This window comes from Nocardia ninae NBRC 108245 (assembly GCF_007990755.1).
GTDB lineage: Bacteria > Actinomycetota > Actinomycetes > Mycobacteriales > Mycobacteriaceae > Nocardia > Nocardia ninae.
In genome coordinates this window covers 1-13,754 of record NZ_BJXA01000137.1, presented here as the reverse complement: position 1 = coordinate 13,754, position 13,754 = coordinate 1, and the positions used below count along the sequence as shown (strand labels likewise).

12 protein-coding genes and 2 pseudogenes are annotated in these 13,754 nt (G+C 67.3%); 10 read left to right on the top strand and 4 right to left on the bottom strand.

All coding sequences use genetic code 11. The features are described from left to right. The 4 genes and pseudogenes from NN4_RS43195 to NN4_RS43180 all read left to right on the top strand — a co-directional run. Positions 1-786, top strand: a pseudogene (locus NN4_RS43195) (hypothetical protein); the annotation flags it as partial. A gap of 251 nt (positions 787-1,037) precedes the next feature. Continuing rightward, the gene (locus NN4_RS43190) at positions 1,038-2,870 is read left to right on the top strand and encodes a phosphoenolpyruvate carboxykinase (GTP) (RefSeq protein WP_147143880.1); all 1,833 of its coding nucleotides are present in this window, start codon (positions 1,038-1,040) and stop codon (positions 2,868-2,870) included. A 158-nt stretch (positions 2,871-3,028) separates the two neighbouring features. Next, positions 3,029-3,445 carry a RelB antitoxin-like protein gene (locus NN4_RS43185; protein ID WP_147143877.1) on the top strand — a complete coding sequence of 139 codons (417 nt, stop codon included), beginning with the start codon at positions 3,029-3,031 and terminating at the stop codon, positions 3,443-3,445. Further along, complete coding sequence (locus NN4_RS43180; protein ID WP_147143874.1) at positions 3,442-3,867, top strand: cytotoxic translational repressor of toxin-antitoxin stability system; 426 nt, start codon at positions 3,442-3,444, stop codon at positions 3,865-3,867. The genes NN4_RS43185 and NN4_RS43180 overlap by 4 nt, the downstream gene beginning before the upstream one ends. A gap of 271 nt (positions 3,868-4,138) precedes the next feature. Here the strand turns inward: NN4_RS43180 and NN4_RS43175 are convergent, their stop codons facing one another. Next, the gene (locus tag NN4_RS43175; RefSeq protein WP_147143871.1) at positions 4,139-4,894 is read right to left on the bottom strand and encodes an HD domain-containing protein; all 756 of its coding nucleotides are present in this window, start codon (positions 4,892-4,894) and stop codon (positions 4,139-4,141) included. A 109-nt stretch (positions 4,895-5,003) separates the two neighbouring features. Between NN4_RS43175 and NN4_RS43170 the strand changes: the two genes are divergently transcribed. Together NN4_RS43170 and NN4_RS43165 are read left to right on the top strand one after the other, a co-directional pair. Further along, positions 5,004-5,954, top strand: a complete 951-nt coding sequence (locus NN4_RS43170) for a GlxA family transcriptional regulator (protein WP_147143866.1) — start codon at positions 5,004-5,006, stop codon at positions 5,952-5,954. A 439-nt stretch (positions 5,955-6,393) separates the two neighbouring features. Further along, positions 6,394-6,597 (top strand): hypothetical protein, encoded by a 204-nt coding sequence (locus NN4_RS43165; RefSeq protein ID WP_107653296.1) that lies wholly within the window; start codon positions 6,394-6,396, stop codon positions 6,595-6,597. Here NN4_RS43165 and NN4_RS43160 read toward each other — a convergent pair whose 3' ends face one another. Next, positions 6,598-8,040 carry an aldehyde dehydrogenase gene (locus tag NN4_RS43160; protein ID WP_147143863.1) on the bottom strand — a complete coding sequence of 481 codons (1,443 nt, stop codon included), beginning with the start codon at positions 8,038-8,040 and terminating at the stop codon, positions 6,598-6,600. It abuts the gene before it with no gap. Positions 8,041-8,249: 209 nt separating this feature from the next. On the opposite strand from NN4_RS43160, the gene NN4_RS43155 reads away from it, so the two are divergent. Beyond that, a complete protein-coding gene (locus tag NN4_RS43155) occupies positions 8,250-8,552 on the top strand; it encodes a hypothetical protein (RefSeq protein WP_147143860.1) in 303 nt (100 codons plus the stop codon). A 6-nt stretch (positions 8,553-8,558) separates the two neighbouring features. Here NN4_RS43155 and NN4_RS43150 read toward each other — a convergent pair whose 3' ends face one another. Further along, entirely contained in the window at positions 8,559-9,353 is a 795-nt protein-coding gene (locus NN4_RS43150) for a class I SAM-dependent methyltransferase (protein WP_147143858.1), read from the bottom strand. A 270-nt stretch (positions 9,354-9,623) separates the two neighbouring features. Here NN4_RS43150 and NN4_RS43145 point away from each other — a divergent pair, with 270 nt between their 5' ends. Then, positions 9,624-10,796 (top strand): glycosyltransferase family 4 protein, encoded by a 1,173-nt coding sequence (locus tag NN4_RS43145; RefSeq protein ID WP_147143855.1) that lies wholly within the window; start codon positions 9,624-9,626, stop codon positions 10,794-10,796. 84 nt (positions 10,797-10,880) lie between these two features. Here NN4_RS43145 and NN4_RS46500 read toward each other — a convergent pair whose 3' ends face one another. Continuing rightward, on the bottom strand, positions 10,881-12,782 hold the full coding sequence (locus NN4_RS46500) for an MmpA family trehalose lipid delivery protein (RefSeq protein ID WP_308633358.1): 1,902 nt from the start codon (positions 12,780-12,782) through the stop codon (positions 10,881-10,883). 131 nt (positions 12,783-12,913) lie between these two features. Between NN4_RS46500 and NN4_RS43130 the strand changes: the two genes are divergently transcribed. After that, positions 12,914-13,219 (top strand): hypothetical protein, encoded by a 306-nt coding sequence (locus NN4_RS43130; protein ID WP_147143852.1) that lies wholly within the window; start codon positions 12,914-12,916, stop codon positions 13,217-13,219. Between the two features lie 52 nt (positions 13,220-13,271). Next, positions 13,272-13,754: pseudogene (locus tag NN4_RS43125) on the top strand (polysaccharide biosynthesis protein); the annotation flags it as partial.

Below are 13,754 nucleotides of genomic sequence, written 5' to 3'. Positions count from 1 at the left end.
CAGCTGCACCTGGCTCGGGTCGACCTGATGACGGAGGTGGGTGCCCGGATCCGGGCGCTGCACACCGCGACCCGCGCCGACCTCGACCGCATGCGCCGCAGCGAGCTCGCCGGCTACCCCGAGCGCTTGCAGCACGCCACCACCGAACTGACCGGCGCGCTGGACCTCGCCATCGACCAGCGCCTCGCCGAACTCACCGCGCACATCGACAGCAGCCTCGGGCCGGGACTGCACGGCACCGGGCCGGGACTGCTCGGTGCCGCGCCTGCGCAGACCATGCCGTCGCGTCGTCGCGACCCCGCGCCGCGGGTCGGCCCCGACCCCGATCCGCGACACCGTGGTGTCGAAGATCACCTAGTGATCGCGCTCGGCGCGTCGGCGGGTGTCGGCCTCGGCAGGTTGTTGGTTTCGCCACTTTCGCTGGTCCCCGCGCTGGATTTCGCGAGCGTGCCGGTGACCCTGCTGCTCGGCGCGGGCGTGGCGGGCTGGGTGGTGCGCGCCCGCGGGCAGCTGGCCGACCGCGCGCACGTCCGGCAGTGGGTCTCCGACGCGCTCATCAATGTAAAAGCCCAGCTCGAGCAGCGGATAGCGACCGCGCTGGTGGAAACCGAGACCGTGCTGGCCGACCGGGTGGTGCAGCTGAGCGCCACCCGGATGGTGGAGACCGATCGGCGCGTCGCCGAAGTAGAAGCGCGATTACGGCGCATGGTTGCCGAACAACCCGGCCAACTCGCGGCGTGTGAACGCGATATCGCGATCCTCGACCGTTGGATCGCAGCGGGTTGATTAACTCTTAAGAATGGGTACATAGTGACGAACCCGATTCCGTTCCCGTCGTCACATCGCGTTAACCTCTAATCAGGAACTTGGGCGTCCGCTAAGTCCTCGTCCGCCGTCCAGCCGGGGCGCGCTTTCGACTGGTCGTAGCGGGTGCCTTCCCGCCAATGGTGGCGCTCGGTGTATTCGCGCTGGTCAACAGGGCCTTTGTGGCCAGGCGGCGATGCATCGTAGGGACCGCCCATCTCAGGAGAGTTTTCATGACCTCAGCGACCATTCCTGGTCTTCGTGGATCCGACGGCAAGCCGCCGACCGAGCACAGCGAACTACTCGCCTGGGTACAGGAAGTCGCAGAACTCACTCAGCCAGAGCGAGTGGTCTGGGCCGACGGTTCCGACGAAGAATGGGATCGTTTGACCACTCAGCTCGTCGAGGCGGGCACCTTCAAGCAGCTCGATCCGAAGAAGAAGCCGAATTCCTTCCTCGCGCTCTCCGATCCGTCGGACGTGGCTCGGGTCGAGTCGCGCACCTACATCTGTTCCAAGAGCGAAGCCGACGCCGGACCGACCAACAACTGGGTCGACCCCGCCGAGATGCGCGCCACCATGACCGAGCTGTACCGCGGCTCGATGAAGGGCCGCACCCTGTACGTGGTGCCGTTCTGCATGGGCCCGCTCGGTGCCGAGGACCCCAAGCTGGGCGTGGAGATCACCGACTCCGAATACGTCGTCGTCTCGATGCGCGTGATGACCAGGATGGGCAAGGCCGCGCTGGAGAAGCTCGGCACCGACCGTCCGTTCGTGAAGGCGCTGCACTCCGTCGGCGCCCCGCTCGCCGAGGGCCAGGCCGACGTGCCGTGGCCGTGCAACGACACCAAATACATCACCCACTTCCCGGAGGACCGCGAGATCTGGAGCTACGGCTCCGGCTACGGCGGCAACGCGCTGCTCGGCAAGAAGTGCTACTCGCTGCGCATCGCCTCGGCGATGGCGCACGACGAGGGCTGGCTGGCCGAGCACATGCTGATCCTCAAGCTGATCTCCCCGGAGAACAAGGCCTACTACATCGCGGCCGCCTTCCCGAGCGCCTGCGGCAAGACCAACCTCGCGATGATCCAGCCCACCGTGCCCGGCTGGCGCGCCGAAACCCTCGGTGACGACATCGCCTGGATGCGCTTCGGCAAGGACGGCCGCCTCTACGCGGTGAACCCGGAGTACGGCTTCTTCGGCGTCGCGCCGGGCACCAACCGCAGCTCGAACCCGAATGCCATGGCCACCATGGAGGCGGGTAACACCGTCTACACCAACGTCGCGCTGACCGACAACAACGACGTGTGGTGGGAAGGTCTGGAGGGCGAGCCCGATCACCTGATCGACTGGAAGGGCAACGACTGGTACCTCCGGGAGACCGAAACCCTTGCCGCCCACCCGAACTCGCGCTACTGCACGCCGATGTCGCAGTGCCCGATCCTGGCGCCCGAATGGGACGACCCGCAGGGCGTGCCGATCTCGGCGATCCTGTTCGGCGGCCGGCGCAAGACCACGGTCCCGCTGGTCACCGAGTCCTTCGACTGGCAGCACGGCGTTTTCATGGGCGCCACCCTGTCGTCGGAGCAGACCGCCGCGGCCGAGGGCAAGGTCGGCACCGTCCGCCGCGACCCGATGGCGATGATCCCGTTCATGGGCTACCACGTCGGTGACTACCTGAACCACTGGATCAACCTCGGCAAGAACGCCGACGCGAACAAGCTGCCGAAGATCTTCTACGTCAACTGGTTCCGTCGCGGCGCCGACGGCCGCTTCCTGTGGCCCGGTTTCGGTGAGAACTCCCGCGTGCTGGAGTGGATCGTCGGCCGCGTCGACGGCACGGCCGAAGCCCAGGCCACCGCCATCGGCCACGTCCCCGTCGCCGCCCACCTCGACCTCGACGGCCTGAAGGTCGACCCCGACGACGTCGACGAGGCCCTCAAGGTCGACGCCGACGAGTGGCGCAAAGAAATCCCGCTCATCGAGGAATGGTTCGAATTCGTCGGCGACAAGCTCCCCTCCGGAGTTCGCGACGAGTTCGAGGCATTGAAGGAACGCCTCGGCTGATCCGCACAACGTCGACCGCCCGCACCATTTCGATGGTGCGGGCGGTTTCGTTTCAGAGCGTTGCATCGAGCAGTGACCATCTCCGCTCCAAGTACTTCAAGTACTTGACGTACTTACGTGGGTCGGCGACCATGGTGGTACCGATTGGAAGGTGCCCAATGTCTGCGATCCACTACGACAGCTACACCGAAGCCCGCGCTCATTTGAAGGATTTGCTGGATGCCGCAGGCCAGGGGCGGGTGGCGACTGTCCGTCGTGATGCGGAGTACGCCGCTGTCGTAGATGCGGAGCGGCTGCGCTACGCGCTCGCCAAGCTGTGCCCGGCCACGGCCGAGGTGGTGGCCGAAGACGGTGGGTGGTCGGTGTTCTTGCCGGGCTTGCCCATCGCCGCTGACGGTGCCACGTTCGACGAGGCTGTCGACGAGATGATCGTCGCCCTGCGGGAATACGCTGACGACTGGCAGAGCCGGCTGAGGAACGCGCCCAACCATCGGGAAAACTGGGGCCTGGTTCAGCTGATTGCCCTCAGTAATGATGTCCAGCTTCGTGATTGGCTGGTCGGAGTAGCCAGGTGACGTGGCCGCAGCCGACCCGTGAACGGCATGAGCAGTTCTGCAAGGTCGAGGGCTGGACGCGGGTTCGAGATGCGCGCGGCCGGACCGGAACTCACCATGTCACGTATGAATTCGGGCTACTCGACGGCCGGATTCTGCGAACCCGAATCTCGCATCCGGTGAATCGAACCACCTACGGTGCCACTTTGTGGGCACATATCCTGCGTGACCAGTTGGCGGTAGGCGAGGAGGCATTCTGGCAATGCGTGCTGGACGGCACGCTGCCCGAACGGGGCATTCCCGAGGCACCGAGGGAATCGCTGCCCGCTGATCTGGTTCATCTGCTCATCAGCCGTGCCGGTCTGACGGATAGCGAGGTTGCGGCCATGTCCAAGGCCGAGGCTGTCGCCTGCCTGCAACGGTTCTGGACCGAAGGCACCTGATCTTCGTCCTGCCATCGTCCGGATCCGTTTGAGAACACATTGCTCGGGGTTGGGCGCCGAATAGCCGAAACATATTCGCGTGGTGCGGATTCCAGTCTGTAGATAACTGACCGCGTACCGAACATGGAACCCGCAAGGGTGTGCTTGCGACAAACTTGGGTACTGAATAGGTGTCGAGTGGCACATGGTGGAGAGGGCTCCTCGGCGTTTGCCGACACCGTGTGCCACTCGTCGTTTGTCTGGGTGGGTGGGGATTCTTTTGTGGGGAGGGTTATTCGGGGAAGGGGGAGTACTTGGTGAGTTGGCGTAGGGCGGTGCGGGTGTTGAGCCAGTGGGTGCGGCCGTGCGGCATTGCTGCGGCTTCGTTGGTGAGGGCGGTGACCATGTGCTTGCTGAAGTTGTGGCGGGGGTGGCGGCGCAGGAGTTCATCGACCCAGGCGGGGTCGAGGTCGGCCAGGCGGCTGCCGATTACGTCTACGGAGGCGCCTGCGTAGATGAATCTTCCTGGGTCGCTCAGGTTTTTGCCGTCGCCGGGGGTGATATGGGTGGCGATGGCGGTGCCGATGGCGTGGAGTTGGGCGGGGGTGGCGCCGGCCTCGGCGGCGAAGGCGACGGCGCGTTCGGCGCCGGTGACGGCGAAACAGCGGTTGGGTGTGGGGTGTTCGAGTTGGAGGTCGTGCAGAAGGCAGGAGACGTAGACCAATTCGTCGTCGTAGCGGGCGCCGTCGAGGTCGGCGAGGACTCGGCCGAAGAAGTAGGTGCGGTAGGAATGGCCGAGCACGTGGGGAGAGAGCGATTCGTGCGCTTCGGCTTCCGCCGCGCGGGCGAGAGTTGAATCGGGGAGGCGGAGGCCGGCGAAGTCCAGGCGGCCCGCGCCGCGGCGGCCGAGGGCGAGGCGGGCGCGATCGGAGAGGAGAGCAGGCAGTGCTCGGGTGACGGTGGCCATGAGTTGTCTGCGTTGTTTGCCGGACAGTGCGCCACCCGTCCGAGTCGCCCATTCCCAATCGATGCTGGTCGGCGTGGCCATCCAGGTTCCCCTCTCGCTCGTGAGTCGAAAATCAGTGAAGCGTGGGCGAGCAGGGCATGGCGAGTGGCAGGGATGACACTAATGCTCTGATTCATGCCAAACTGGCTGGGTGAAACAGGTCGTCGCGCTCGTCTTGGACGGTGTCATGACCTATGACCTCGCGTGCGCCGTACAGGTTTTCCGCCACGGACCAGGGAAGTTCGGCGAGCCGGCGGGGTTCCGGATGGAGACCTGTGGGTTGCGGCCCGGCCCGGTGTGGACGCCGAACGGGTTCGATCTGCGGGTCGAGCACGGGCTGGAGGCGTTGGCGACCGCCGACATCGTGGTGGTGCCGGGGATCGGACTGCCCACGCTGCCGCCGCCGGAGGAGGCGCTCGCGGCACTGCGTGCCGCGGCGGCGCGGGGCGCGACCATGGTGAGCATCTGCGTCGGCGCTTTTGTGCTCGCGCGGGCAGGGCTGCTGGACGGCCGACCCGCCACGACACACTGGGCTTACTGCGATGAATTCGCCGATCTTTTTCCCGCCGTCAAGCTGGATCCGGCCGCGCTATATGTGGACGACGGCGACGTGCTCACTTCCGCAGGACTGTCGGCAGGACTGGATTTGTGCCTGCACATCGCGCGCCGAGAACTCGGCGCGAGTCCGGCGGCGGAATTGGCACGGTGGAATGTGACGCCACCGCATCGCGCGGGCGGTCAGGCGCAATACATCCCGGACGCCTTGGCGGACAACGGCTTCCACGGCGGCTTGGCCGCGACCATGGCTTGGGCGGCGCGGAACCCGGCTGCGGCGCCGGATGTTTCGGCGCTGGCCGCGCACGCGCTGATGAGCGAGCGCACCTTCATCCGCCGCTTCAAAGCGGAGGTCGGCACTACGCCGCGGCGCTGGCTCGACGCACAGCACACCGTGCGGGCCCGCGAACTGCTCGAAACCACCGACCTGCCAGTCGAAGTGGTCGCCGCACAGTCCGGCTTCGGCAGCGTGACCGCCCTGCGCACCCATCTCCGGGCGGCGACCGGCACGACTCCGGCGGATTACCGTCGGTCATTACGACAGTGATCGGTTGATGCGCCACCCCGAGACGGAAACTCCAGGCGACGCGGCGGCACAGTAGTTTTCACGACGAGCGCCGTGAATCATGCCGCCGCGCAACCTGTCGCAACTGAGGCAGTGGCCCACCGCCGTCAGCATGACGGATCATCAGTCGTCGGTATGGCGTGTTTCCCGCCGCGCGGACCCGAAGTTGTGGTGCTATTGGTAATGGTCGGTGCGCACAGGTCACGAGCACCCAACGTTTGCGGCAGCTCGATATGGGGTAGTTGCCCGGTGTGCGAGGTTTGCGCACAAGTGGCTTATGCTTGCCGTGTTCTTGGTCTCATGACCTACCAGTCCGATTGCTAACTGTTAACTGATCGACTGAACTACTTCCCTATCGACATCGGTTTTCCGCGATGCTCGCGGCGAACGATGGGATCGACGCGCGAGAGGTGGTTGGAGCATGACCGATCTGGAGACCGGGGCGTCCATCGCCCCCTTGGTTGCCGGCTTCGAACTGGCGACCGCTAGCACGCCGCTACGCCGCGCTGCCGGGCGTTTGCAGGCGGTCCTGCCTCCGGGCTGGCGCGTCGAGATCGTCGACGCGCCGAGCCTCACGGGCCGCCACAGCGAGCCCGTCCTGCGGGTGGTCATGCCGACCGACTGATCAGCCCGTCCAGCCCATCGGCATGAGCAGTGACTTCTGTTCGCAGAATGCGTCCAGACCCTCCGGGCCGTTCTCGCGCCCGAGCCCGGAGGCTTTGTAGCCGCCGAACGGTGAGCTGGGATCGAACGCATACCAGTTGATCGCGAACGTCCCGGTGCGCACCCGCGCGGCGAGCTCGGCACCGTGCTCGACGTCCGCGGTCCACACCGAGCCGGCCAGGCCGTACACCGAGTCGTTGGCGATGGCCACCGCTTCGTCCTCGGTCTCGTAGGGGATCACCGACAGCACCGGGCCGAAGATCTCCTCTTGGGCGATGGTCGACTTGTTGTCCACGTCGGCGAAGATGGTCGGCTCGACGAACCAGCCGCGATCCAGCCCCTCGGGCCGCCCGCCGCCGAGCACGAGCCGCGCGCCCTCGGCCTTGCCCTTGGCGATGTAGCCCTCGACCCGCTCGCGCTGACGCTCCGAGATCAGCGGGCCCAGCTGCACGGTCGGATCGTTGGGGTCGCCGACCTTCATGGTCTTCACGTGCTCGACCAGTGCGTCGAGGATCTCGTCATACCTGCTGCGCGGGGCCAGGATTCGGGTCTGCGCGACGCAACCCTGTCCGCTGTTCATCAAACCGGAGAAGGCGAGCACCGGAATGCCCGCGATATCCATGTCCGGCAACAGGATTGCCGCGGACTTGCCGCCGAGCTCGAGCGAGACGCTTTTGAGCTGACCGGTGGCGATCGCGCCGATCTTCTTGCCCACCGCCGTGCTGCCGGTGAAGGTGACCTTGTCGACACCGGGGTGCGAGACCAGATACTCGGCGGCCTCGGCCTCGGCGGGCAGCACGGAGAGCACGCCCTCGGGCAGGCCCGCCTCGGTAAAGATGTCGGCCAGCATATTGGCCGTGATCGGCGTCAGCGGTGCGGGTTTGAGCACGACCGTACAGCCCGCCAGCAACGACGGCGCAAGTTTGTTGGCCGCGAGAAACAGCGGCACGTTCCACGCCGTGACGGCCGCGACGACACCGCGCGGCTCCCGGCTGACGCGCGAGGTGCCGAACATACCGGTGCGGGTCTCGGTCCACGGGAACGACTTCGCGAGCCCGGCGTAGGCGTCGAGCGCGGCGACCGCGGGAATCTGGTTGAGCGTCATTGCGATCATCTGCGGCGCGCCCATCTCGGCGGTGAGCGCGGCCATCAGATCGGCCGAGCGTTCCTCGATCAGTCGCGCGACGCGGGTGAGCACTTGGGCCCGCTCTTCGGGCGGGGTGGACGGCCATGGGCCGTGATCGAAGGCGTGCCGGGCCGCGGCGACCGCGGCGTCGACGTCGGCGCGTGCCACCGCGGGGACGCTGCCCACCGGCTCGACCGTGGCCGGCGAGATGACCTGAACGCGCTCGGTGCTGGCTGGCGCGGTCCAGCGGCCGCCGATGAACAAGCTGTCGTAATGCATGAGAACACGTTACTGTTTTGCCGCAGCGTTGTCTGTAACATGTTTCAGTTTTGTGTCCGCCCAGTCTCGCTGAGCAGGACCAATCCCGACTCGTCGGTTCGCTTTTCGTAGAACGCACTATTGCGTTCTGTTGCTGGAAAGAGGATGCTGATAGCTACTGATCAGCTCGCTCGATTCCTGAACCGATACCACATTGGGGAGCCTGAGTCATGGCGGTGCAAGTGGTCGACCGGTCGCTGATGACCAGCGATCAAACCGAGCATCAAGCGAAGAGTGTTGGTGCGGGAGGATGGGTCGTCTCCTTCCTACCGGGCCGGACGCTGACCATCGAGCAAGCGACCGCGGCCATGCAGGCCGCCGAGGCCGTCGCCGTTGTCGGAGCATTAGCTGATCAGGTCGGATTGACCACGCTGGAGACCGTGGGGCTGGCCATCCAGGAATCCCCGTGGACGCGGCCCGCGCATGAGCCGTGCGGCAGGCGTAACTGGCGGCGGGGCTGGCTCGAGCACTAGATAGAGCTACTTCTTGGTTGCCACCACGACCAAATTGCTCACCAACAACTCGCGCACCAGCGGGATGCGGACCAGCCACCACGCCCAGCGTGGGTGATACCGCGGAAAGATCGTCTGCACGTCGGCGGAAGTGCTTGCCGCCCAAAGTAGCCCGTCCGACGCGCGCACCGCGAACAGCGAAGTGCCGAATCGGTTCTTGGGTTCCTTGCCTTGCTTGCGGCGATACCGCCGCGCGGCGTACTCGCCACCGAGGTAATGCCACGGACCCGTCTCGTGCCCGCCGAACGGACCGTGCCAGACCGTGTACGACAACACGATCAGCCCGCCCGGCCGGGTCACCCGCACCATCTCGTCCGCCATCAGCCACGGCTTGGCCACATGTTCGGCGACATTCGACGAGAAACAGATATCCACCGCGTCGTCGCGGAACGGCAGTGCCATCCCCGAGCCGCGCACCGCGCCCGCCACCGACAAGCCGGCCGCGTGCATCTCCGATGGATCCGGCTCGACCGGGATGTACCGGGCACCGGTCTTGACGAACTCGTCGGCGAAATAGCCCGGCCCGCCCCCGACATCCAGGATCGTCGCCCCCGCCAGCTCCGCACCCGTGAGATCTGTGTAGAAATCGCCGAGCATTGCCGCGCTGTCCTCGGCCAGACCGCCGTAGAACACCGCCGGATCGGTCTGCTCGAACCGGAAGCTACCGAGCAACCGCAACGACCGGCGCAGCGTCGCCCGGCGCGCGAACCGGGGCGCGCGCGCTCGCGCACCGTCGGCGGGCGTCTTTTCGGCTTTCAACACGGCGCCGAGTCTCGCATAACAGGGGTGAACCACTGTCGAACCGGCCCCGGCGGACACTTTTCGCGCCCACCTGCGCGAGATGCGGGTCCGGCGCTCGAAAGTGTCCGTCCAGGCCGGGGGCCAGGGGTAACAGGGTCGATGCGGGCATGTTTGCAGGCGATGTGCCTGCGGACTGCTCGGTGATCAGCTGCTGTCGCGGAGCTCGGGTTAGGGTGTAGCGCGATATCCGATATTCCCTACCGGGACCACTTGACCGAGAGAAGCTCGACCGTGCGCGAAGTCCTCCTGCTGTGCTGGCGTGACACCGGGCACCCGCAGGGCGGCGGCAGCGAGCGGTACCTCGAACAGGTCGGCGCGCAGCTCGCCGCGCGCGGGGTCAAGGTCACCCTGCGTACCGCCCGCTACCCAGGGGCGCCGAAACGCGAACGCATCGACGGCATCGACATCAGTCGCGCAGGGGGCCGCTTCTCCGTTTATCCGCGGGCGCTGGCCGCGATGGCACTCGGCAGGCTCGGCCTCGGACCGTTGCGCGGCCTGCGGCCCGACGCGGTCATCGACACCCAGAACGGCATCCCGTTCTTCGCCACCGCCGCCACCAAAGCGCCATCCGTGGTCCTCGTGCACCACGGACACCGGGAACAGTGGCCCGTCGCCGGACGGCTGGTCGGCCGGATCGGCTGGTGGATCGAGTCGCGGCTCTCACCCCGGGTGCACCGGCGCAACCAGTACCTGACCGTCTCGCTGCCCTCGGCCGAAGAACTGGCCACCCTCGGCGTCGAACAGTCCCGGATCGCGGTGGTGCGCAACGGCGCCGAACCGGTGCCCGCCGACGCGCCGACCGGAGCCACCGCAACCCGCACCGCGAACCCGCGGATCGTGGTGCTCTCGCGCCTAGTGCCGCACAAGCAGATCGAGGACGCGCTCGCCGTGGTCGCGCGACTGCGCACTCGCATCCCCGGCCTGCACCTCGACGTGATCGGCGACGGCTGGTGGGCGGACAACCTGAAGGCCGACGCGCACGACCTCGCCATCGCGGATGCCGTCACTTTCCACGGTCACGTGGACGAGCGCCGCAAACACGAACTGCTTTCCCGCGCTTGGGTGCATGTGCTGCCCTCCCGCAAGGAAGGGTGGGGTCTCGCGGTGATCGAGGCCGCCCAGCACGGCGTGCCGACCATCGGCTACCGCAGCTCGCGCGGACTCACCGACTCCATCGTCGACGGCGTCACCGGCGTCCTGGTCGATGACGTCGCCCAATTAGCCGACGCGGTAGGCGAATTGCTCGACGAGCATGCCGCGCGCACCGTCATGGGGGAGAAGGCGCGCTCGCGGGCGCGGGAATTCTCTTGGGAGCAAACCGGAAACGGTGTGTACGACGTGCTGGCTGCTGTCGCGCGTGGGGAGCACACCTCTGGATTGATTGCCCCGCGCTCCGAACACTGAACAGTCTTGCGTTTGCGGTCCGCAGACCTGCCCACCGCGCAGTTTCAACGGCAGGACATCGCCGAGGGGCACGCGCAGGCTTGATCAGCGTTTGCGATGAGCAGGGCGCGCCACTGTTGCGATGAGCGCGCCGCCGGCCAGCAGCGTCAGCCAGAGTGCATGGGCCGCAACGACAAGAACCCGATGCATCGCCGAACCGGTGCGCTGATGGATGGTGCCCGGTACCCGGTACAGCGTGAGGTCGGCGTCGCTGTACACCGAATCCAGCTGTGCGAGTGTAGTGTTCGAATCGCCGAGCGGGCCGGGGGTGCCGTGTTCGACGAGCACCCAGCCGATGCCGCTCGCCGCCAGCTGCTGGGCCGAGCCGCCTTGCAGCAGTAGCGCTTCCACGCCGCGGGCACGGGCACCCTCACCGGACACGGTACGGCCGCGCACCGGAAGCTCGCCGGTCTGCAGCACGTCGTTGGGCAGCATGCGTGGTGCCGGGTCCAGCACCGGAGCTTTTCCGCTGTACCGGAACTTGCGGAACATGCCGCCCGGGAGAACCGCGACATCGCCGGGCCCGTCCACCTTTTCGGCGACCTGCTGCCATTCGGCCGGGTAGTGCACCGGGCGCACCGCACCGCTGACGCCCCACGCTAGATCGAGTAGGGGCAGCATCAGTAACGCGATGAAAATCGTTGCGACCGAGCGGGTAACGACTGAAGTTGTGACCGAGGCGGCGACGCTCGGCGACAAGGCACGATCGTCCGTGCCGTCCGTGCCGTCCGTGCCGTCCGTGCCGTCCGTGCCGTCCGTGCCGTCCGTGCCGTCCGTGCCGGTCGCTGGCGCGGGGATGATCCCCTGTCGTGCGATGACTTCCGCGCTCTGTGGATGATCGATCGGTGCAGCTACCGCCCCGTCCGCCGAGAACCGCTGGGCGATAACCCCGCAACCCGCCGCGGCGCACAGCGCGTAGGCGGGCATCGCCAGCGCCACGTACTTCTGTGTGTCCCGCAGCAAACCCGCACCGGGCACGTGCGCGACGAGCCACTCCAGCGCCTGCATGCCCCACGGTGTCGCGCCGAGGGCGGGCAGCAGGACGGCGAGTGCCGCGAGCACGACGAGTGCGCGACAGAGGTATCGCTGGTCCGGGTCGGTGCCGTCGGTGGCTACTGACCGCATCCCCGTCGCGACGATGACGAGCAGCAGTACGGTCCCGATCAACGCGAGAAGTGTGGTGCGTGAACCGGGTACCGCGTCACCGTTCCAGATCCCGCCGAGCCCGGCCAGGCTGCCGAGCGTGCCGAGACCAGGTTCGGCGCGAGCGGCGAACGCGGCAATGCCCGCCGGATCGGAGGGTGAGCCGCCCGCCCCGGACAGCGCGGTGGCGGCCAGCCAAGGTGCGGACGCCGCAATCAGCACGACCAGCACGGCGGCGAAATGCCGCCGTCCGACGAGCGACAGCGCGGTGATCCCGGCCAGCAGCGCACCAGTCGGTGTGAGTCCTGCTGCGGCAAGGCTTCCCACCAAACCTGCCCACGCACTCATGGAGCCGTGCCGTGCTGTGCCGCGAACCCGATACGCGGCCAAAGCAACCCACGGCAGCGCGGCATACCCGGCGAGCAGACTCCAGTGGCCTTGCAGCAGCCGCTCGGCCACGTACGGATTCCACAGCGCCACCGTCGTCGCGACCAGCTGTGCACCAACCGACACGCCCAATAATTCCCGCGCCAGCACGGCCGCCCCGTAACCCGCCGCCCACAGCGCGACGAGCAGTATCGCCTTGACGATCAACCCACCATCGATGACCGGCGACAGCCACGCCAGCAACGCGTCCTGCGGCACCGCACGCGGCGCGGCGTCCCCGAGTCCCAGCGCCGAATCCGTCGGATAGGACCGCGGTGTACTCACCGCATCCCGCAGCAACAAATACCCGGAACCGAGCAGCGGCCCGACGATGAGCAGCGCGAGCACCGCGCTGTACCCGGCGGGCACCCACGTCACCCACCGGCTCCGTCGCCCGAGACCGCTCCCACTCACGCTTGTGCACCCTACGGTCCGCCCTGCCCGCACCCGGTGCCGCCACGGTCGGAAAAGAATTCGGCAGCCGTCCGCGCCGGCCATATCCTGACTCGGTGGTGAGGAAGTCTCCGCAGGAGAAGAAGCAGCTGAGCTACGCCAAGGACCGGCGCAACACCTACGGCGAGAACGACAAGGCGTCGCGCAAGAACCTGCCACGCAAGCGAGCCAGAGTGCACCGCGCCAACCGGCACCGCGCACACCAGGATCTTCTCGGTGCGACCGGCCCGGTCGACGCCCAGGTATCGGACGCCGCCGAAACCCGGCTGCACGCGCGGCGACCCAAAGCGTTCCGCAAGCGCCCTGATATCCCACTCGGCGAGTACGTTCGCTGGAAGCTCGAGCGCCGACAGTCCCGCTGACCGGTTCGCCCGCGGCGGGGCGGGATACCAGCGGCGGCGGTCGGGTGGGACGATGGCGGGCGTGTCTGCTGTCCGTCGGTTTCCTGTGGTGGCGGATCTGACGTTGGTGACGGCGGGGGCGATGACGGCCAACGTGGCCGGGTACCTGCTGCAGCTGCTGGCCGGCCGCTGGCTCGGGGTATCCGGGTACAGCGAGTTCGCGAGCTTGCTCGCGGTGCAGTTGTTGTGTGCGGTGCCCGCGCTCGCGTTGCAGAACGTGGTGGCCAGGGAGCTGGTTCGGGGCGCGAGCGTCGCGGCGCTGCGGCGCTTGCAGTGGCGGTGCGCGGTGATCGTCGCGGTGGTCGTCGCGGTGCTGGTGCCGGTGGTGACCGCTGCGTTGAACGTCGGGGTCGCCGCGTGTGCTGCCGCGCTCGGTGCGGCGCCCGCGCTGGTGCTGCTGTCCGGTGAACAGGGAGTTCTTCAGGGTGGCAGGCGTTTTCGGGCCTTGGGCGTGGTGCTCGGTGCCGCGGGTATCCTTCGGGTCGCGCCCGCGCTG

What these genes read in the sequence shown, in the direction of transcription:
- NN4_RS43190 (WP_147143880.1), top strand. Translation starts at nt 1,038, where the DNA reads ATGACCTCAGCGACCATTCCTGGTCTTCGTGGATCCGACGGCAAGCCG.
- NN4_RS43185 (WP_147143877.1), top strand. Translation starts at nt 3,029, where the DNA reads ATGTCTGCGATCCACTACGACAGCTACACCGAAGCCCGCGCTCATTTG.
- NN4_RS43175 (WP_147143871.1), bottom strand. Translation starts at nt 4,894, where the DNA reads ATGGCCACGCCGACCAGCATCGATTGGGAATGGGCGACTCGGACGGGT.
- NN4_RS43165 (WP_107653296.1), top strand. Translation starts at nt 6,394, where the DNA reads ATGACCGATCTGGAGACCGGGGCGTCCATCGCCCCCTTGGTTGCCGGC.
- NN4_RS43160 (WP_147143863.1), bottom strand. Translation starts at nt 8,040, where the DNA reads ATGCATTACGACAGCTTGTTCATCGGCGGCCGCTGGACCGCGCCAGCC.
- NN4_RS43155 (WP_147143860.1), top strand. Translation starts at nt 8,250, where the DNA reads ATGGCGGTGCAAGTGGTCGACCGGTCGCTGATGACCAGCGATCAAACC.